Here is a 20,133-nt window from a genome sequence, read left to right as displayed (position 1 = left end):
CAAGAGACTAACCCCGCCCGGCCATTTCTGTGAGTTTTTTAGCCAAATCTTTTCCCAGGTAACTGTCGATAATCAAATGAACGATATACAGAATCGGGGTCATTAAAATGGCTACAATAAACTTGTAAGTATAATTTACCAGTCCGATGGCAGCAACCATTTTCCAGCTGTAATGATATTGTGGATTGAGATAAAAAGCAATAAAGATGACCACAAAGCTATCGATGAGCTGGGAAACCAGTGTTGAACCTGTTGCCCGCAACCATAAAGCCTTTTCTCCGGTTACCCTCTTAATACGATGAAAAATTAAAACATCAGCCAGCTGCCCTACAATAAAGGCAATGATAGAGCCTACAATAATCCACATCCCCTGACCGAATATCCCTGCAAAAGCGTTGTTCATATTTAAATCTTCCCCGTTGATGTTTTGGTGAACCCAGAAATCTGCCGCACTTAAATGCATGGAACCCCAAACCATTAAAAAGGCAAATGCAATGAGGATAGAAGTAAGTATGGAAAGAAAGCGAACCTGCTTTACGCCAAAATACTCGTTAATAATATCGGTCATGATAAAAATAATCGGCCAGGTTAACACACCAGCCGACATCACAAAAGACAGGTTTTTAACGCCTAATAAATTGATGTCAAACTTTTTAATCCCTAAAGTTTCCTCTACGCTAAATAATTTCACCCCAATAAACTCTGATAATATCGCATTCGCGACAAAAAAACATCCCAACACGAGAAATAGCCGGCTTTCTTTGGTTTTAAAAGTCATAGTGCATAAATCTAAAAATAATTCAAATCAGAATTACTGTACTTCGTGTTAATTTTTTTAACCATTTATCTTTTTACAATCATTCGACCTCAAAAATAGGTTAAATGCATAAATCTGACAATCTTTGCGCCTCGGAAAAACTATTCATGATTATGGCTCAGCAAAAAAAATCTACCTTATCTTAATTCTGGGTTCCCTGGCAGCGCTTGGCCCTTTTTCTATCGACATGTATTTGCCTGGATTTGTAGATATCGCAAAAGACTTAAAAACAAATGAATCGTCGGTAGCCCTATCATTATCAGCATTTTTTATTGGTATTTCTGCCGGTCAATTACTTTACGGACCACTTCTTGATAAATTTGGAAGGAAGAAACCACTCTATTTCGGTTTAGCACTTTATATCGTTTCTTCATTTTTATGCCTTGCCGTAACTGATGTAAATCAACTTATTGTTTTACGTTTCGTTCAGGCTATTGGCAGTTGCGCCACCGCTGTAGCCTCCATCGCCATGGTCCGCGATTTATTTACCGTTGAAGAAAGCCCGAAAGTTTTTGCTTCTTTAATGCTTGTTATTGCGGTTTCGCCCATGCTGGCCCCTACTGCAGGTGGTTATTTAATTTCCACACTCAGTTGGAAATATGTATTCGTTTTTTTGGGTTTTATGGCGATTCTGATGCTGCTGGCTTCCATATTCAAATTACCGGAAAGCTATAAACCAGATCCGAATTACTCGCTGAAGCCAAAACCGATTTTAAATAGCTTCCTCATGGTACTGAAAGAACCGCAGTTTTCTACTTATGCCTTCATCAGCTCCATAACTTTTTCTGGTTTATTTGCTTACGTATCATCATCACCAACGGTTTTTATGAAAATTTATGAGGTAAGCAAAACAGGCTATGGATGGATCTTTGCCTTGCTTTCAGTAGCCTTTATCGGTTCCAGCCAGTTAAATAGTTTAATTTTAAAATGGTTCAGCAGTAAAAAGATAGTCACCTGGGCATTAATAGCGCAATGTGTATTTAGTTTAATCTTCCTGGTTTTTGCCTTGAATGACTGGTTAAACTTATCTCTGACACTGGGCTTCATCGCTTTGTTCCTTTCCTGCTTAGGTTTCATTAATCCAAATGCAGCAGCGCTGGCACTGGCTCCATTTAGCAAAAATGCGGGTAGTGCTTCGGCCCTGATGGGTGCCTTTCAAATGGGACTTGGTGCTTTGGCATCAGTGGTGGTGAGTTTATTTAGTGAACATTCTGTTGTGCCCATGCCATTGGTCATGACGGTAGCTGCATTCATCGCCATGCTTTGTTTATGGATTGGAAGAAGTTTGATTAAAAGTGAGGTTGACGCGTCAGCAGATGCGGCGGTTATGGCACATTAATCCTGCTAATTCAGGCAGGATCATGCAAAAGAGCAGGCATCAATATCCGCCGACAACACATTGATTTCAAATCATTTAAACAATACCTCCAACGTCTTAAGCTAAAATAGAACTGCTTTTTTAAGCTTTTTTTGCTATTTTCGCTTATCACATGTTAAATATACAATCAAAACTCCCTGGCGTTGGGACAACCATTTTTTCGGTCATGTCGCAGCTTGCGACAGCGCATCAGGCCATCAACTTATCACAAGGTTTTCCTGATTATCCTTGCGATCCAAAACTTGTAGCATTGGTTAACCAGGCCATGAAAGACGGATTTAACCAATATGCACCCATGCCTGGTAATCATTTCCTAAATGAAACCATTGCACAAAAAGTAGAAAGCTTATATCAGGTAAAATATCATCCGGAGACTGAAATAACGGTTACAGCAGGTGGTACTCAGGCTATCTTTACTGCACTGGCGGCCATCATTAATTCGGGAGATGAAGTCATTATCTTCGAACCGGCTTATGATTGCTATGCCCCAACCGTCAGGCTTTTAGGTGGATTAGTTAAGACTTATGAATTGGCTCCTCCGCATTATGGAATCGACTGGGACATGGTTAAAAAACTGTTCACGTCAAGTACACGGATGATCATTTTAAATTCTCCTCAAAACCCCACGGGCAGTATTCTATCTGACGAAGACATGAAATCGCTGATCAAGCTGATCAGTGGAACAGATATCTTAATTCTGAGCGATGAGGTTTACGAACACCTGATTTACGATGAAGAAAAACACAACAGTGTGATGCTTTACCCTGAATTACGGGAAAGAAGCTTTATAGTGGCCTCTTTCGGAAAGCTTTTGCATGCAACCGGATGGAAGCTGGGCTATTGCCTTGCTCCGGCCTTATTGATGAAGGAATTTAGAAAAGTACACCAATTTAATGTTTTCAGCGTTAATAGTGCCATGCAACAAGCCATTGCAAACTATATCCATGAACCTGGCAGCTATACTGAAATCGGCCGTTTTTTTGAAGAAAAGCGTAATTATTTTAGGGGATTATTAGCTGAAAGCCGTTTTGAACTGCTCCCTTGCAAAGGTTCATATTTTCAATGTGTAAGTTATGATCAGATCAGCGATGAAAAGGACACTGATTTTAGCATCAGGCTCATTAAAGAATTTGGTGTGGCCAGTATTCCGGTTTCGGCCTTTTATCAAAAAGCAACTGACCATAAAATTATCCGCTTCTGTTTTGCTAAAGAAAATGAAACCCTTGCTTTAGCGGCAGAAAAATTAATGAATGTTTAACATTTGCAAACCTAACATATGGAAGCACCTATCTACACGCAAATAGAAAACCTGAAAGTAACCATTTTTCAAGCGTACCTTTTTTGGGAAAATATAGAAAAAAACCTGGTTAACCTGGCACTTCGCCTATCTATGGGTGTTCGGGAAAAAACAGACCTGATTATTCTACCAGAAATGTTTAACAGTGGTTTCAGCATGAATGCCGAAACTTTGGCTGAAGAAATGGGTGGTCCGACGATGCAATGGATGCAGAAAACAGCTGCACTATACAATTGCGTGGTTACCGGCAGTTTGATTATCAAAGATAATGGCCGTTATTATAACCGCTTAATCTGGATGAATAGAGATGGCGAACACCAGCATTATGACAAACGCCATTTATTTGGCATGGGTGATGAAGATGAAAATTTCAGTTCCGGTGAAAACAAACTGATTGTCGAGCTGAAGGGCTGGAAAATCAGGCTGGCGGTATGCTATGATTTGCGATTTCCGGTTTGGTTACGCAATGTAAATGAAGAATATGATATCCTGCTTTTAGTAGCCAGCTGGCCCGACCGGCGTTCTGCACACTGGAAAGCACTGATTCCTGCCCGGGCCATCGAAAATCAGAGTTACGTAATTGGCGTAAACCGTGTAGGACATGATGGTAACCAGGTTTATCATGGTGGCCATTCGATGGTCATTGATCCATATGGCAATACTGTTTATTATAAGCCGGAAGATGAAGACATGTATACCGTTACCATCAATTACGAAGAACTGGCCAAAATCAGGCGTCAGTTTCCTTTTTTAAGAGATGCAGATCAATTCACTATCCTATAAAAACAACCTCTAATATAGCATCATGTTTAACCGACGTAAATTTATAAAAGCTTCTGCCCTTTCTGCAGGCTTACTGGCCATCGATAAAACCAGTATGGCCAATGCCATTCCTTCACAACCTGCAAAGGCAAAAAACCTGCCCATTGTGATCTCTACCTGGGATTTTGGTATTGCAGCCAACGCTGATGCCTGGAAAGTATTGTCAAATGGAGGAAGATCTCTGGATGCGGTTGAGCAAGGCGTTTGGGTTCCGGAAGCCGATGAAAAAAACCAAACCGTTGGTTATGGTGGTTTGCCCGACAGGGATGGCAAGGTTACATTGGATGCCTGTATCATGGATGAATTGGGGAACTGTGGTGCTGTGCTGGCTTTAGAGCACATCAAGCATCCTATTTCTGTTGCCCGTAAGGTAATGGAAAAAACGCCGCACGTGATGCTGGCTGGCGATGGTGCCCTGCAGTTTGCACTTGAACAAGGCTTCAAGAAAGAAAACCTGCTCACGCCATCCAGTGAAAAAGCCTGGAAAGAATGGTTAAAAACTGCTAGATATGAGCCGGTAATGAATATTGAGAACAAGTTATATGATAAGGCTGCACCTCAAAAATTACCTGGAAACCAATATAATCACGATACTATTGGTATGCTGGCTATTGATGCAAAAGGAAACATTTCGGGGGCGTGTACCACCAGCGGCATGGCTTATAAACTGCATGGCAGAATTGGGGATAGCCCGATTATCGGTGCAGGTTTATTTGTAGATAATGAGGTAGGTGGAGCAACTTCAACAGGTGTTGGAGAAGAGGTAATCCGGAATGTAGGTTCCTTTTTAGTGGTTGAACTCATGCGTCAGGGTTATACTCCGGAAGCGGCCTGTAAAGAAGCCGTGATGCGCATCATCAAAAAGAAACCCGAAACAGCTAAAAATATTCAGGTAGGTTTCTTAGCGATCAATAAAAAAGGTGAATATGGTGCTTATGCCATTCAGAAAGGATTCAGCTACGCCGTATGTAATACTGAAAAACAAGATTTATTAATCAAGGGCAAAAGTTATTATTAATACCATAAATTATTAAAATACCTATCAGAATGGGGTTCCTATCTAAAATTTTCGGCAAAAAAAATGTGGCAGAACGAAAAGGTGAGCCTGGCATGGTTTATATTCCTGATGCTGATGAAGGCATGAAATGGGCCATTGAAAAAGCGAACCTTACACTTTGGTATTTTGAAGAGAGCCTGAATCAGCCAAAAAGTGATCAATCCGGTTTTTCCATTAAAGTGCAGATTCTGGATGGCGAAATAAGCGAGCATATCTGGCTTACTGATCCCAGTTTCGATGAATCGGGTAATTTGTTTGGCGTGGTAGGTAATGTACCTGTTGATGTGAAAACTGTAAAGGCTGACCAGAAAATAGGCGTTGATCGAAATTATATTTCAGACTGGATGATTATCGAACAGGGCAGGCTGATTGGTGGTTATACCATCCGGGCCATCAGAGATTCTATCCCAGATGTGGATAAAGCACAGTTTGACGAAAGCATTGGTTTGTATATAGATGAAGGTGTTGACCATTTCAGAACTGATTTTAATACCCCGGAAGGCGCTATTCTTTCGCTCGAAAAAGCTTATAACAATCAGAATCTGGATGCCGCACTTGCCTGTAAAGATTTTTACGAAGAAGCTAAAATGATGCTGTCCAAATTATCTATGGAAACTGATGAAGAAATGATTGCCAATACCGCCGAGGTACTGGAGCTTTCGTTCATCAATCATATTCAGGAGCATGGCTTTCCGAATTTCTCAGATTTGCAACATGCATTTCCAATAAGAGACAAAATTGATGATACCCATTATACCATTACAGAGGTTTGCTGGTTTCCGGATGGAGGTGTATCAGTTGAAAAATTAAATACCTATAAATCTGCTTCCGGATGGAAGGTTCTTGGTCCGGTAAATGAAGCATAACCTTAAAAACATGCCTGGTATTTTAGAAGTTTGTGCAAACTCTTATACCTCTGCCCTGGCTGCACAGTTAGGTGGTGCCAAACGGGTAGAGCTTTGCGATAATTTAGCTGAAGGTGGTACTACACCAAGTTATGGACAGATTAAACTGGCAAAACAGCAACTAAATATTGCCATATGGCCAATTATACGTCCGCGGGGTGGTGATTTTCTGTATACCCAAACAGAGTTTAATTTGATGAAGGAGGATATCCTAATCTGTAAATCATTAAACTGTGAGGGGATCGTAATCGGAATACTAAACGCAGATGGCAGTATAGACCTATCCAGGTGCCGGGAATTAATTGAACTGGCCAAGCCGATGCAGGTAGCCTTTCATAGGGCTTTTGATATGTGTAATGATATGGAGAAGGCCCTGGAAGATCTGATTGAAATGGGCATTGTGAGGGTACTATCGTCCGGAGGTGCCGCATCTGCTTTTTCCGGTATGGATCAATTGGCCAGATTGGTTAAACAGGCAAATGGAAGGATTACCATCATGCCTGGTGCGGGTATTCATGCTGCCAATATTCAGGAGCTTTATGCCAGAACAGGTGCTACCGAATTTCATGCTTCAGCCAAAGTATGGGTAAAAAGTAAGATGGCATACCTTAATACAACAGCTAAAATGGGCAGTATTGAAGATGAATATCAATATGAATTAACGGCTGAAGAAAAAGTAAGAGAACTGGTTACACAACTTGAAAATTTAAATCCATAAGTAAATTCAATATAACCAGACTTGGTTTATACCTTTTGGATTAAATCACCGCTTCCGGGAACGTAATGCAAACCGGGAGTCAGGTAGTGAAGTAAAATCACCCTCGAATACCGGTAATTAATCGGTGAACAAAGCAATACCCCAAAAAGGATCAATCCCACGTAATACCACAGGTTTTCATAAATTAGGGGAAGGCCTAATACATAAGACGCTACGCCAATGGTAATAATTTCAGCAACATTCATCGCATAACTCACAAACATCGCTACATAAAAAAAGCCTGGTTCACGTTCAAATTTGAGATTGCAATGCGGGCAATAAATATTGGTTTTCTGTAGTTTGTACGAATAAGCACTGCCTGTGAAGATATCTCCTTTGCGGCAACGTGGACACTTACATTGTCTAAAAGCCTGGAAACTTGTTAAATCAGCCATATTGTATTTATTAATTATACAAATTTAAAGCTAATATCGGCCCCGATTTATGATCTGCATCATATTCCTAAAGCGACCTGATAAAAATGTTACTCTAATCGTATGATCTTACCGCGAGACAATGAAATTAATCCTTTTTTAGATAACAGTTTTACACCTCTGATGACAGTTTCTACCCTTAGTCCGGTCATGTCTGCAAGTTCCTGCCTTGTAACCTTTAGCGGTGCGCCAACAACTACATCAGGTAGCAGGTAATTAATAATAGTCAACAATCGATGCTCTGCTTTTTCATTGGCCAGTTCTTCCAGCATCATCGATTTATAGAATAAACGCCTGCTCAGTGTTTTAATTAGTGACATGCTGAAATCCGGTTCATTTTCAATTAAAGCAAAAAAATCCTGCCTGTTCACCTGGATGATCCGTGAAACCTTATTCACAATTGTAAAAGCCAGGTAAGGCTTGTCAATCAGCAATGCAGGTTCTCCAAAATACTGACCGGCCTTAAATACACCCTGAATAAATTCCTTTCCATCATCGCTGATGGTCACCATCCGCACTTCGCCCGATTGAATGAAATAGACGTAGCGCGGTTGCATGCCGGGTTCATAAATGATGGCATCCTTCTGGAAGGTTTTTGTGGGAAAGCCTTTGTCTGTAAGCCTCTGGATTTCCATCAGATCATTCTTTTAAGATTAACCTAACCAATGGTTTCTTTTAACAGGCCGGTATAAAATTCTTTCAGGGATATACCCATTGCTGCAACCTGCTGCGGAATGAAACTGGTAGCCGTTTGTCCGGGAATGGTATTGATCTCAATAAAATAGAACTTACCGGTTTCATGTTCCAGGAAATAATCTATCCGAACCACTCCCCTGCAATTCAGTTTTTTATATATCGCTTTAATGATGCGGTGAACCCTCGAATATTCCTCTTCATTCATGTTTCCTGGGGTAATTTCTTCAGCAGCACCAGGCGTGTATTTGGCCTCGAAATCAAAAAACTCATTGGCCGGTATCACTTCGGTAGTAGGCAATACGGTTACCTCACCTTTGGCACTGTATACCCCGATTGAAAATTCCCTGCCACTCACAAATTCTTCAATTAATACCTGGGGATCTTCTTTAAAGGCCTTTTCTACCGCATCTTCAAGATCTTCCGTACGTTTTACCTTACTCATCCCAATGCTGCTGCCTCCACTGTTTGGTTTTACAAAGTATGGTAATTTTAAATCCTGCCTGATTTGGCCAAGATCGTAATGACTGCCTTTAAAAATCTGAACAGATTTAGCGGTATACAAATCATCAATATCATGAACAACGGCTTTTGTATATCCTTTGTTCATGGTGATGGCAGACGTTAAAGCATCGCAGGTGGTATAAGGAATATGAAGCATATCAAAATAACCCTGTAATTTTCCATCCTCACCCGGTGAGCCATGAATGGCAATGAAAACACCATCAAATTTAATCTTCCTCCCTTCTATGCTAAGCGAAAAGTCATTCCGGTCAATTTCAATTTTAACAGAATCGGCCGGCTCATAAAACCAGCCATGGTCATTAAGCATTATTTTATAAACATCATATAAATCAGCATCAATATGATGCGAAATAGTGGCTGCACTTTTTACAGAAACAACCCATTCGCCTGTGGTACCGCCTGTTAACAAGGCAATCGTTTTTTTCATGAGGAAATTCTTAAGTATAAATTGAATTTGATTCTAAATATATCCCCAAAAATATAAATATCTTTGTGCAAAGTTTAATAATTGATGAATTGAATCAAGGATTAATGGTGTGATTATTGCTTTCAAAACGCCGGAAAGATTCATTCACTCTTTAATGATTACATTTGATTTTTACGCAAACACCAGAATTTAATATTCATGTCTAAATTTATAGCATATTTAAAAACCAAATCCTTCAGGACTAACATTATAGCTGCACTTTTAACCGTTGTGGGCCTCCTGCTCGTTGCTTTTTTCAGTTTGCGGTACTATACCAAACATGGCCAAGGCTTGAATGTTCCGCTGGTTAAAGGTCTATCTTTTGAACAGGCCGTACGTAAACTGGAAGATGCCGGGTTAAAATATGAGGTCGATTCTGTATTTATTATGGATCAGCCGGCCGGGATTGTGATTGACCAGGATCCTGATCCGAATACTTTTGTAAAAGACAACCGGACCATTTATTTAACCATCAATGCTGGTAAGATTCCAAACACCAAGTTTCCGGATATTGCCTTTAAAACCTTAAGGGAGGCACAAGCCGTTATTGAAAGTTCAAGACTTAAATTAGGTGATACCACCTATAAACCCGATGTGAGCCGGGATGTGGTATTGGAAGCTACTTTTGGCGGACAACCTATACAGCCTGGCGATATTGTTCCTGTTGGCTCCAGAATTAACCTGGTGCTGGGCGACGGTCGTGGTAATGAAGAGGTTGATATTCCACAACTAACAGGTTTAACCGTTGATGAAGCTAAGTTTAGTTTAAAAGGTTCTAACCTAACTTTAGGAAATATTCTTTATGAAGGCGACATTACCGACAGTGCTAACGCGGTTATTATCAAACAAGACCCAATGCCGGTAGACTCTTTAACGAAAGTGGCCATCGGCACAAAAATTAATGTTACGCTATCCAATAAGCAACCATAAACACGCTTTATAAAAAAATGACTGAAATAGAAAAAAAGAAGATGAGTACCGGAAAAAAAATCATACTAGCCGTCGTTGCAGCCATCGTGCTGGTTGCTGCCTATTTTGCACTCAATTTTTACAAGATATACTTCTCTCCCAACATTACTGAGAATCAAAAATATTTATACGTCAAAACCGGAAGCAATTATGATCAGCTGGTCGCTGAAATGCAAAAGAAGAACATCTTAAAGAGCGTCTCTTCTTTTACCGCTGCCGCGGAGAAAATGAACCTGGCTGCCAATTTAAAACCTGGCCGCTATCGCCTTAAAAAAGGCATGACCAACCGGACTTTAGTGAACCTGATTAAAGCGGGCAACCAGGAACCAGTGAAACTGAAGTTTCAGAACATCAGGAAGAAAGAAAATTTTGCCGCTTATCTTGCCAGTAATTTAGAGGCAGATTCACTAAGTTTTATCAATGTTTTGGATTCTACAGATCTGATTACCAAATATGGCTTTAACCAGGACAATATTTATACGATGTTTATTCCGAACACCTATGAAATGTACTGGAATATAGCTCCGGTTGATTTTTTTGAGCGGATGCACAAGGAGTATGAAAAATTCTGGACACCTGAACGCAAGCAAAAGGCAGCAAGCCTGAACCTTACGCCCACTCAGGTTTATATCTTGGCATCTATTGTTGATGCCGAAGCGCTATACGACAAAGAAATGCCAGTCATCGCTGGTCTTTACTTAAACCGGTTGAACAAAGGTATTTTGCTTCAGGCAGACCCAACTGTGATTTTTGCCAATAACGACTTTACCGTAAAAAGGGTAACCGGAAAGCTATTGCAGGTACAATCTTTATATAATACCTATAAGTATGCTGGTTTACCCCCGGGACCGATAATGATGCCCAGTATTAATGCCATTGATGCAGTGTTGAACCGGGAACAGAACAATTACATTTACATGTGTGCAAAAGAAGACTTTTCAGGATACCATAATTTTGCGGAAACAAAGGCACAGCATGAAATCAATGCCAAAAAATACCGTGAGGCATTAAACAAAAAAAATATCTATAGGTAATGTTTGTACATGAAACAAAGGTGAAGGTCCGATATGCAGAGACCGATCAGATGGGTGTGGTTCACCACGGTAATTACGCCCTGTATTATGAAATTGCCCGTACGGAATGTTTCGAGGCTTCGTCAGGCATTACTTATGAGTCTATGGAAGCTGATGGCGTGATGCTTCCTTTACTGGAACTACAATCAAAATTCCTGAAACCTGCATTCTATAATCAGGTTTTAACCGTCAAATGCCTGGTAAAAGAATTGCCAACTGTACGTTTACATGTGGAATATGAAATTTACAATGAAGCTGAACAACTGATCAACATTGGCAAAACGACATTGGTGTTTGTAGATAAAGAAACGAGAAGGCCTTGTCATCCGCCAAAGAATTTTATGGATGGGATTCAACCTCATTTTACAACATAATTAAATGGAATGGTTACACCGGCAGTTATTACATTTAAACATCTACGCGAAGTTTATCGAGTGGACGAAGAACTGTGTTTTGCCTGGTTTCAGTCCCTTACCCTTATATACGGTAGCCACTTTCTTTTTTAAAGAGATAGGTAAAGATACGCTGGTGAATAAATCATCGTCACTTGCCTATAGTTTTATGCTGGCTATTTTCCCAGGTATTATTTTCCTGTTTACACTGATCCCATTTATTCCGATTAAAGGTTTCCAGGATCAGTTATTAAGCCTGATTGAGCTTGTTTTGCCGCATAATGCATATGAAGCCTTTGAATCTACGCTGAATGATATTGTTAAAAACCAGAATACGGGTTTATTGTCCTTTGGTTTTTTATCGGCTATCTTTTTTGCCACGAACGGCGTGAAAAACCTGATGAAGGCTTTTAATAAATCGTCACTGATTATCGAAACCCGGGGCTGGATTAAACAGCGGTTGATTGCGCTGGCACTAACCGTATTTATCTGCCTGTCTATTATCGCCTGTATCACAGCCATGGCTTTAAGTGAAGTACTTTTAAAGTACATTAAAGATGAGCTTCATTTAAAGGCTAGCCTGGCGGTTTATGCCATTCAGTTTACACGCTGGGCTTTACTGGCAGGTTTATATTTTATCACCATTTCGATTTTATACCGTTACGGCCCTTCTCATGCAAAAAAATGGCGATTGTTTAGTGCCGGTTCATGGCTGGCTACTATTTTAGCTTTTATTACCATCTGGGGATTTTCATTTTACATTAATCACTTCGGCTCTTATAACAAGGTTTATGGCTCCATTGGTACTTTAATTGTAGTGATGATCTGGCTATACCTCAATTCTTTTATTCTATTGATCGGGTTTGAGCTGAATGCCAGTGTTGATGTGAGTAAGCGCAGTGTTAAAATTATTCGCCCCACCTTTAATCTCTTTAAAAAAAGTGATCCCATTGATGAAAATTTCCGGAAAAAATAATTTTTTCTTCCTCTGTGTTAAGCAATTATCAATTTAATATAAAAAAAACAACCTCATAGTTTGCAGATTTAGCTGGAGTTCGTACTTTTGCCTCCGGAAAGCTGGCAGAGTGGTCGAATGCGGCAGTCTTGAAAACTGTTGACTGTCATAGGTCCGGGGGTTCGAATCCCTCGCTTTCCGCCGGGAGGGTCTTTTATCGAAGACCCTCTTTTTTTTGTCCTGATTTTCCAAAATCCTCATCCCTCCCACTGGATCTAAAGAATTTCAAAAACGTCTGAACATACTTAAAAAACTAAAATGCAGCATACCTGCTATTTAAAAGCCTTATTAAATTAATCTCGAATCATTACATCAGTATTTACCTTAAAAAAGATATAAATATAATGGTCGCTTGTGAGAGTGGGCTGCACATAAAAAAGCCGTTTCAAAATTAATTTCGAAACGGCTTTACTTTAAAAATTGATGCTATGCATTATTTTTTAACAGCAGCTTTTTTTGCTTTGTGGTGTTTTTTGGCAGATACTTTTTTAACCTGAGTTTTTTCGGTTTTAGCTTTAACAGGTTCTTTGGTTTGCGCATTTACTGCATTAAATGTAAATGTAGCTACCAGGGCGATCATTAAAATTTTAATTGCTTTCATGTTGATTTTTATTTATGGGTTTATAAATCTTGTTGATTGTTTAATAAAGTTCAACATATCAAATGAAGAATTAATGAATATTTATGAAGGGTATTTCTAATTTTTAAAGGCACAAAATAGTTATCAGAGAGATGTTGAGAGCTGAATTATTAAAAACGATGTTATTGGCCATCGGGCAACCTGGTATTGGTAAGTTCTCAATCAGAAACTGGTCAGAAAATCTCAAAATGAAATAAAATATCTGAATCAATCCAAAACTATGAAAGCCTTTGGATGATCAGAATTACAGAAAGAGAAACGCTTCTTTAGCGAAATTTCAAATAGGTTAATGCAACCTTACTTTAACGATTTCTCCATTTTCTTTAACTTCTACAAACTCTTCAATCCTGTCCTGGTGGTCAACTGTATATTTTTTTTGCTGATAATAATTGGTTTGTCCGCCATAACTGTTGTAACCCGAACCTGTATACTCATTGTAATAGCCGTTGGAGGTCCAGTCTAAAAATCCCTGTAAAAAGTATTTACCTGGTTTCATTTCCGGAAAAGTAAATTTACCATCGCTGTTCGTAATGGCTTCCAGCCTGTACATGTAAGCCGCTGTCGAGAGGTAGACATAACGCCTCTTTCTAAAATTCTCTTTGTCTTTCCTCAGTTGGTACCAGGCTTCAAAATAAGGGGTAACCGGTAATAAGACGACCTTAATCTGATTGGCCAGAATTCTTGCACCGGCTCTGAAGCCCATATTGTTTTTTGCCTTTGTAAAAGCCACACCTTTTATGGTAGCAGTTCCTTTAGCCAGCATTTTTTTTGCCTGCAGGGAGTCAAAAACAACTTCAGGGTAGAAGATTTGCTTTTTATCTTTTTCTTCAGGCTCTTTATACTGTGCCAGAGAATGATAGGCAACACCACCAATGATCGCAATGGTTAAAACAAAACTTTTTAAATTCATAGGATTAATATTTATACATTTTGTAATCTTTATTTATAGGTTTTAAAGATGATGAAAACAAGCTTCAGCTTACGATCAAACAGCATCACCCGAGGTCTGATCTGTTAAATTCCGGATAGACAATCATTTTAAATACAATTTAGATGGTACGATGAATTGGAGACAAAGCTAGATGAAGAAATCCCGTAAATAAATACCAGTATTTGTTGTTTTTTTTCTACTTATTTTCTGGTATATAATGATATCAATAAAGCATATCTATGATCACTTATACTCTATTCAAATGTCAATGGGCAATACATGCATTGACAATGTAAGCCTGCCTTATTCCATTAATTTAAAGAACTGTTAAACAATCAGATAACCTGGCATTAGGTTACAGTAAAATTATAGCGGCACATGAAATATAAAATGTAAGCTATCGATGCAGCAAAAAAAACAACTTATTTTTTTATCTTAGTTCTAAGAATATCCATGTATTCTCAGTTATTTAAAAATATTAACGCTTACTCAATTTCTTATTAAAATGACGAATGACACGCTCATCACATTAAATCCATTCAAAAATATAGCCATGGCCTTTTCAGGCGGTGGATTCCGCGCTGCATCTTACGGCCTGGGTACTTTAAGCTACCTGAATCACCTCGAAAGCAATGGAAAATCATTGACAGAAAGAATCAGCTTCATTTCTTCAGCCTCCGGCGGAACAATTGCCTCCATGCTTTATGCTGCGGGTGTACATCAGGATCAGCCATTTATCGATTTTTACAGGAAGCTTTATCATGATCTTAACGGCGAGGCCATAGTGGAACTTGCTTTGACTACCCTGAATGATGATAGCCAATGGCAGGCTGGTGCTGACTTCAAACAGCGAAACCTGATCAATTCTTTTGCAAAGGCCTATGATGAGATCTTTTTCAAACAACAAACCCTATCTGTTTTTTTTGAAAAAAGCTACAGGAAAAAGATGGAAGTTTGCTTCAATAGTACTGAATTTTACCGGGGGCTTAGTTTTCGTTTTCAGACGGATGGAACAGACAATCCACATCAGGTCATTGGGAATAATTACCTCTGGTTTAATCATAAGCAGCTGGAAACCTTTAAAAAGATCAAATTAGGTGACGTGCTGGCCGCTTCTTCCTGTTTTCCAATTGGCTTTGAACCCATTGTTTACCCGTCTGATTTCAGTTATGCTGATTCTCCGGAAAAAACATTAAATACAGCAGCATTAAGATCAGCACTTTATTATGAAAATTATAATGAAAAAAGCTTCCCGCTGTCGTTTGTACCGGAAGGTGGCCTAACTGCTCAAGAGGAAAAGGATAGTCATATCAACACTGTAGCATTGATGGATGGCGGAATCACGGATAACCAGGGACTTTCCAGCCTGATGCTGGCTGATAAAAAAAGACGTAACAGGGTAAAACCTGACCCATTCGACCTGATCATCGTTACCGATGTAGCCAGTTATTTTATGGACAGTTATGAGTCTCCGGTGATCGAACAAAAGCAGGGCTGGAGAGAAAACAGCCTGAATTACTATCTCAACAAATTTAAAAAGACGGCAAAAAACATTAACCGTTATCCCCTGCTGTTTGGCTTTACCTGTATCATTTTGGCCGCAATGGGATGGATTTTCAAACATTCAGAAATAAATTTACTGTTGATCATTTTAGCCAGTGCTACCGCTACTCTCACTGTTCTAAGTAGTATGATGGTATATTCATCAACAGGTAAAAAACTGATCAATAGCCTCATTACTTTTGATTTAAGGGAATTGCTTTACATTAAACTCGGCCTTCAAAAGTTTTTCTCCGCCATTATTACCGATAAACTGGCTGGTTACCTGCAGTTCACCCGATTGAATGTACTTGAGCAAATGATCAAAGCCAGGTTAACTTCCGCAGTGACGATGGTATCAGACGTTAACTTAAAGCAGGTCAGGCGGCTGATTTACCAGATATTTTTCGAAGATTCGAGATGGGATAACAGGCGGGTGCCCAATTTTATTTACGAGTTAAGTACTTATAATATAGCCGCCAGGCACAACCGGTTTAAAAACCAAAAACGTTTAAAATGGCTGCCTACACCGGCTGATAAACAGCTCCTGCTGGAAGGTCTCGAAAAAATTAATCCCATAGCCGAAATCGCCCGTTCAGCTGATACCACCCTCTGGTTTGATGCCATTCAGGTGAAAGGTGACGTGCTTAAAAAAATTGTCAGCACCGGGCAGTTTACCACCTGTGCAAATCTGCTCGAATATGTGATTTCGCTGGAAAGGAAAAATGTTGCCGTAGACCCTGCTCATCAGGCTGAACTTACACATTTAAAAAGCCTGCTGGAACGTGATTTTATTCATTTTAAAGAAAATCCGTATTTTCTCTTTGATCAACTTAAAGATTGAAGCACTTAACGACTTGCAATCAGCTAACTAAATTGTTCAAAAAAAAGAATAGCCATTTGATATTAAAATTTATCTCCCTGATCGGTTTAAGTCAAATCCGGATGCTGTATCGCATTTTCCAGATTTTAGAAAATAAGTAGGTTATAAATTAGATATCGGAGTAATCTGTTGGATAAAGAAAGGTTGTTACATTTTTTGAGACATTGTTCTGATACTGTGGTAATCCGCTGATCTTTTTGTACTCCGGTCCGAATGCAGTCCAGTGATTATCGCGATCAGCCTTGTTATTAAAGGTTGTCATGTACATCAGGTTGGGCATTTTGCTTCCAGAGATGACCTGACCGTAGAATACCGCATTGAAATTAAGTTTATTAAAAATACTGATCTCCAATTCATTGAACATGGCAATTTTATTTAATGAAAGTTTCTCGGTACTGGCTTCATAACTTCTGAGTTCGTACACCCTTTCTGCTTTGGGCGATGTTAATTTCGGTACCGCAGGAGAAGGCATACCTTCAAAAGCTTTTAAAATAATTGATTCTATACGCAAAAAAGGCGCCTGATTGAATGCTGTATTTAAATAGTCATTTCCTGCGCTGAGGTAAGTCTGGTCTTTTTGCAATGCCTGCTCTATTTTCAGGTAATTTTCAATTTTCCTGAACGGGATCAATACGTAAATCAGTAGCTCAGCAGAATCCTTTTGAATGGGTTTGAATACGCCGATACCTGAAATTCCTTGCCGGTGTAATGCAGGCAAATAAGCATTTTCCAGATAATGGTCGACTGTTTTTTCCTGTGCCGCATCTTTGAGATGATAAATCTTAATCTGATAATAATATGCAGGTTTAGCGGCAAAGGACAAATTGTACATAAATACAATAGCGGCACTGAAAATCAGCTTTATAAGTGAAGACTTAAATATTGTCATGATGAGAAATAATTTGAGATTAACGATATGAAGTCAGCAACAGACGATTAATTTTAGATAAAGCTTTGAAAGTGGTAAAGTCGAAATTTAATGTATAATATGGATAAAAAAGCTTATCTAGTTAATTTATATGTAATACCTGTTATCATAATTTTGGTCATTATTTAATGGCAACTGTTTTTCTCAGCTGCCATTAAATCTAAGCCTATAAATTACCTTGTGAATCGTTATGTACTCTTATTGCCTCGCCAATCATCGTAACAAATCGGTCGCCTAACTGATCCATTGTGCGCCAGCGTAAACCCTGCTCACCTGGTTCCGCATATATTAAACCAATCTTCTTTTCCTTATCAAAGATTCGATAGGTGCCATTTTCCTGGGGCTCAATGCCAAAAGTTCCATCTTGAGTATCAATTGAAAACTCCTGAAGTGTAGTAGCTGAATGTATTTCATTGTCCACCTCTGAAATATTTGTCGTTTCAATTGTATCAGTAATTTCAGGAATAGTCTCTGCTTCTGCTGTAGGTTGCGTAAATAGTTCATTCATAGTTGTATTTTCCGTAGCATTAGGCATAGCGGTAACATTGCCTCTATCGAAATGATGATGCCGATAAAACTCAGCATGGACTGTCTCAACTGGTTCTTCTTCCATATCTAATACAGGCGAACCTGCTATTGCTGATCTGATTTGCATTTCGGTATCTCTGGTTACCTCACCGATAATATAACGCGGCATAGCAATAAATTGGCTTTCCACCATTTCCGGTAAAATCACTTCTTTTTTATTATTTGTGAGGTTTGCGTAACCAATGGGAATCAGTATTGCTTTTTCATCATCACCAGAAATTGACTGGTCAAGATCAATGATGATATATCGGATAGCATTTTGCACCGGGTCAAATAACATGTCTCTGACTTTACCAACCTGCCTATCATTTCCATCCTTTACCGACCAACCTGTAATATCCGTTTCACCATCAATCAACTTATAATCGCCCTTAGATAATTCCTCGAGGTTAACATATTCAATAATTCCTGAATTCATAATTTATTTATTTTGCGGGAATTCACTTTCCCTCTTCTCTCAAACAACAGCGTAAGGAAATGGTTTTGTTTGTGAAAGCTGAGGAATTTTGAAAAACGTCTGTTCGCACTAGTTTAATCATCATAAAATTACAGATAGATGAGTGCATTAAGTTTCTTAAGTTCTCTCCTAAGATAAAAAGAGCTACTATATTTTAAATATTTCAAAACCTATTTATCGTTAAGCGTAAAGAAAATAACAGATGATCAACCAACGCGTGTAAACATTGAACCGCCAAAGAATTATTATAGAAAGACTTAGCATACCTTTATAAGGAAACTGGTTTTAGGAATTTCCATTTTTGGCATGTAACATATTTTACCTAATTAGCTGTTTAGTATCAGCCCATATTGTCGATCTTTATCATCACTTAAATGAAATAAATGAACGAACTTGAAAGTTATATCAATCACCATTTCGGCATTAGTGCTGATGAATGCCAAAAAGTGAGCGAATTATTTAAACCGGAAGTAGTGGAAAAGGGAAGCTATTTTTTACAAACCGGGAAGTCCTGCAATAAACTTAGTTTTATAAAAAGCGGCATTTTAAGGGTTTTTGTGAACCTATTAGACAAAGAAGTTACCCAGTGGATAGGTACAGCTGGATATTTTATGACCGATCTCCGGGGTTTCATGTTTCGCGAAACATCCCGCTTTGATATCCAGGCTTTAACAGAAACGCATTTATACACAATTGATTATGAAACATACGTTACTATCGGAAGACTGGTGTCCAAATGGCATGAATTTGAAAAACTGTTCATGGGTAAATGTTTTGTAATGATGGAGAATCGTATTTTAGACCTTATCTCCATGACTGCCGAGAAGCGTTATCAAAAATTCTTTAGTGAAAATCGTGAGCTTTTTAACCAGGTTCCGCTTCAATATCTGGCGTCCATGCTAGGCATGACACCTGAAACCTTTAGCCGTATACGCAGAAAAATGGTTTCTTGATTTTTGTCAAGCGCAGTGCCGAAGTTTCAGTTGTATATTTAAGGGAATCAAAAATCATTGTCATGAATCACGAAAAAACGATGGCTGTCGTTATCAAAATTGAAGAAGCAGCTATAACCGCGGTTGCTATTTATTTCTTAACGAAATATCATCTGGGATTATCTGTTTGGCTCTGGGTATTGCTCTTTTTTGCACCTGACCTTTCAATGCTGGGTTATCTGGTAAATTCCCGCATAGGTGCTTTCACGTACAACTTGTTCCACCACCGTGCTGTAGCAATAGGCTTGCTGGCGGCAGGCTTTATGATGCACATGGATATTCTTATTTCAATAGGCTTACTATTAGCCGCACATTCATCTTTTGACCGCATGTTGGGTTACGGACTAAAGTTTTCAGATAATTTCAAACATACCAGTTCAGGCTGGATAGGAAAAGGGCAATAAAATTTTTCGGTCTAAATCAGCCATTTTTTAAAAGATTAATAGATATAAGTAAACCATTTAATGGATGAAGATGTAATTGTTCCCTAAAATCCGGGTCGTTTTCAATATTGTTATTTCCACCTGTTGAATGTTTACTTATATTTTTTTTAACAAATTTTCATAAAATTTTAT

At 38.9% G+C, this 20,133-nt stretch carries 21 protein-coding genes and 1 tRNA gene; 14 read left to right on the top strand and 8 right to left on the bottom strand.

Going from position 1 to position 20,133, the window contains the following annotated elements; genetic code table 11:
* Positions 1 to 7: 7 nt before the first annotated feature.
* Positions 8 to 778 carry a queuosine precursor transporter gene (locus OQX64_RS05645; RefSeq protein WP_265817989.1) on the bottom strand — a complete coding sequence of 257 codons (771 nt, stop codon included), beginning with the start codon at positions 776 to 778 and terminating at the stop codon, positions 8 to 10.
* A gap of 124 nt (positions 779 to 902) precedes the next feature.
* On the opposite strand from OQX64_RS05645, the gene OQX64_RS05640 reads away from it, so the two are divergent.
* From OQX64_RS05640 to OQX64_RS05615, 6 genes are all read left to right on the top strand, one after another.
* Complete coding sequence (locus OQX64_RS05640) at positions 903 to 2,156, top strand: multidrug effflux MFS transporter (protein ID WP_265817988.1); 1,254 nt, start codon at positions 903 to 905, stop codon at positions 2,154 to 2,156.
* Positions 2,157 to 2,307: 151 nt separating this feature from the next.
* Positions 2,308 to 3,453, top strand: a complete 1,146-nt coding sequence (locus tag OQX64_RS05635) for a methionine aminotransferase (RefSeq protein WP_265817987.1) — start codon at positions 2,308 to 2,310, stop codon at positions 3,451 to 3,453.
* An 18-nt stretch (positions 3,454 to 3,471) separates the two neighbouring features.
* The gene (locus OQX64_RS05630) at positions 3,472 to 4,275 is read left to right on the top strand and encodes a nitrilase family protein (protein WP_265817986.1); all 804 of its coding nucleotides are present in this window, start codon (positions 3,472 to 3,474) and stop codon (positions 4,273 to 4,275) included.
* Between the two features lie 22 nt (positions 4,276 to 4,297).
* On the top strand, positions 4,298 to 5,332 hold the full coding sequence (locus OQX64_RS05625; RefSeq protein ID WP_265817985.1) for a N(4)-(beta-N-acetylglucosaminyl)-L-asparaginase: 1,035 nt from the start codon (positions 4,298 to 4,300) through the stop codon (positions 5,330 to 5,332).
* A gap of 29 nt (positions 5,333 to 5,361) precedes the next feature.
* Complete coding sequence (locus tag OQX64_RS05620; protein ID WP_265817984.1) at positions 5,362 to 6,237, top strand: YegJ family protein; 876 nt, start codon at positions 5,362 to 5,364, stop codon at positions 6,235 to 6,237.
* Positions 6,238 to 6,247: 10 nt separating this feature from the next.
* Positions 6,248 to 6,994 (top strand): copper homeostasis protein CutC, encoded by a 747-nt coding sequence (locus tag OQX64_RS05615; RefSeq protein WP_265817983.1) that lies wholly within the window; start codon positions 6,248 to 6,250, stop codon positions 6,992 to 6,994.
* Between the two features lie 26 nt (positions 6,995 to 7,020).
* Here OQX64_RS05615 and OQX64_RS05610 read toward each other — a convergent pair whose 3' ends face one another.
* From OQX64_RS05610 to OQX64_RS05600, 3 genes are all read right to left on the bottom strand, one after another.
* Positions 7,021 to 7,428 (bottom strand): DUF983 domain-containing protein, encoded by a 408-nt coding sequence (locus OQX64_RS05610; RefSeq protein ID WP_265817982.1) that lies wholly within the window; start codon positions 7,426 to 7,428, stop codon positions 7,021 to 7,023.
* Positions 7,429 to 7,517: 89 nt separating this feature from the next.
* Positions 7,518 to 8,102, bottom strand: a complete 585-nt coding sequence (locus tag OQX64_RS05605) for a Crp/Fnr family transcriptional regulator (protein ID WP_265817981.1) — start codon at positions 8,100 to 8,102, stop codon at positions 7,518 to 7,520.
* 23 nt (positions 8,103 to 8,125) lie between these two features.
* Positions 8,126 to 9,112, bottom strand: a complete 987-nt coding sequence (locus OQX64_RS05600) for a D-alanine--D-alanine ligase (RefSeq protein WP_265817980.1) — start codon at positions 9,110 to 9,112, stop codon at positions 8,126 to 8,128.
* Between the two features lie 198 nt (positions 9,113 to 9,310).
* Between OQX64_RS05600 and OQX64_RS05595 the strand changes: the two genes are divergently transcribed.
* The 5 genes from OQX64_RS05595 to OQX64_RS05575 all read left to right on the top strand — a co-directional run bounded on the left by OQX64_RS05595 (position 9,311) and on the right by OQX64_RS05575 (position 12,741).
* Entirely contained in the window at positions 9,311 to 10,081 is a 771-nt protein-coding gene (locus tag OQX64_RS05595; RefSeq protein ID WP_088301589.1) for a PASTA domain-containing protein, read from the top strand.
* 17 nt (positions 10,082 to 10,098) lie between these two features.
* Positions 10,099 to 11,154, top strand: a complete 1,056-nt coding sequence (mltG, locus tag OQX64_RS05590) for an endolytic transglycosylase MltG (protein WP_265817979.1) — start codon at positions 10,099 to 10,101, stop codon at positions 11,152 to 11,154.
* On the top strand, positions 11,154 to 11,567 hold the full coding sequence (locus OQX64_RS05585; protein WP_088301587.1) for an acyl-CoA thioesterase: 414 nt from the start codon (positions 11,154 to 11,156) through the stop codon (positions 11,565 to 11,567). Before mltG ends, OQX64_RS05585 begins: the two co-directional genes overlap by 1 nt.
* 4 nt (positions 11,568 to 11,571) lie before the next feature.
* Positions 11,572 to 12,561, top strand: a complete 990-nt coding sequence (locus OQX64_RS05580; RefSeq protein WP_265817978.1) for a YihY/virulence factor BrkB family protein — start codon at positions 11,572 to 11,574, stop codon at positions 12,559 to 12,561.
* A gap of 95 nt (positions 12,562 to 12,656) precedes the next feature.
* A tRNA-Ser gene (locus tag OQX64_RS05575) sits at positions 12,657 to 12,741 on the top strand.
* 292 nt (positions 12,742 to 13,033) lie between these two features.
* Here the strand turns inward: OQX64_RS05575 and OQX64_RS05570 are convergent.
* Together OQX64_RS05570 and OQX64_RS05565 are read right to left on the bottom strand one after the other, a co-directional pair.
* Positions 13,034 to 13,201 carry a hypothetical protein gene (locus OQX64_RS05570; RefSeq protein WP_172406511.1) on the bottom strand — a complete coding sequence of 56 codons (168 nt, stop codon included), beginning with the start codon at positions 13,199 to 13,201 and terminating at the stop codon, positions 13,034 to 13,036.
* Between the two features lie 325 nt (positions 13,202 to 13,526).
* A complete protein-coding gene (locus tag OQX64_RS05565) occupies positions 13,527 to 14,150 on the bottom strand; it encodes a hypothetical protein (RefSeq protein WP_265817977.1) in 624 nt (207 codons plus the stop codon).
* A 526-nt stretch (positions 14,151 to 14,676) separates the two neighbouring features.
* Between OQX64_RS05565 and OQX64_RS05560 the strand changes: the two genes are divergently transcribed.
* Positions 14,677 to 16,554: a patatin-like phospholipase family protein gene (locus tag OQX64_RS05560; RefSeq protein ID WP_265817976.1), complete on the top strand. Its 1,878-nt coding sequence runs from the start codon at positions 14,677 to 14,679 to the stop codon at positions 16,552 to 16,554.
* Between the two features lie 148 nt (positions 16,555 to 16,702).
* Here OQX64_RS05560 and OQX64_RS05555 read toward each other — a convergent pair whose 3' ends face one another.
* Positions 16,703 to 17,482 carry an NIPSNAP family protein gene (locus tag OQX64_RS05555; protein ID WP_265817975.1) on the bottom strand — a complete coding sequence of 260 codons (780 nt, stop codon included), beginning with the start codon at positions 17,480 to 17,482 and terminating at the stop codon, positions 16,703 to 16,705.
* 205 nt (positions 17,483 to 17,687) lie between these two features.
* The gene (locus OQX64_RS05550) at positions 17,688 to 18,527 is read right to left on the bottom strand and encodes a PRC-barrel domain-containing protein (protein ID WP_265817974.1); all 840 of its coding nucleotides are present in this window, start codon (positions 18,525 to 18,527) and stop codon (positions 17,688 to 17,690) included.
* 422 nt (positions 18,528 to 18,949) lie between these two features.
* Here OQX64_RS05550 and OQX64_RS05545 point away from each other — a divergent pair, with 422 nt between their 5' ends.
* Together OQX64_RS05545 and OQX64_RS05540 are read left to right on the top strand one after the other, a co-directional pair.
* On the top strand, positions 18,950 to 19,519 hold the full coding sequence (locus OQX64_RS05545; protein ID WP_088301582.1) for a Crp/Fnr family transcriptional regulator: 570 nt from the start codon (positions 18,950 to 18,952) through the stop codon (positions 19,517 to 19,519).
* Positions 19,520 to 19,581: 62 nt separating this feature from the next.
* Positions 19,582 to 19,962, top strand: a complete 381-nt coding sequence (locus OQX64_RS05540; protein ID WP_265817973.1) for a DUF4260 domain-containing protein — start codon at positions 19,582 to 19,584, stop codon at positions 19,960 to 19,962.
* Positions 19,963 to 20,133: the final 171 nt, after the last annotated feature.

It is taken from the genome of Pedobacter sp. GR22-10, from assembly GCF_026239715.1.
Classification (GTDB): domain Bacteria; phylum Bacteroidota; class Bacteroidia; order Sphingobacteriales; family Sphingobacteriaceae; genus Pedobacter.
This window is presented reverse-complemented; position numbering and strand designations above follow the sequence as displayed.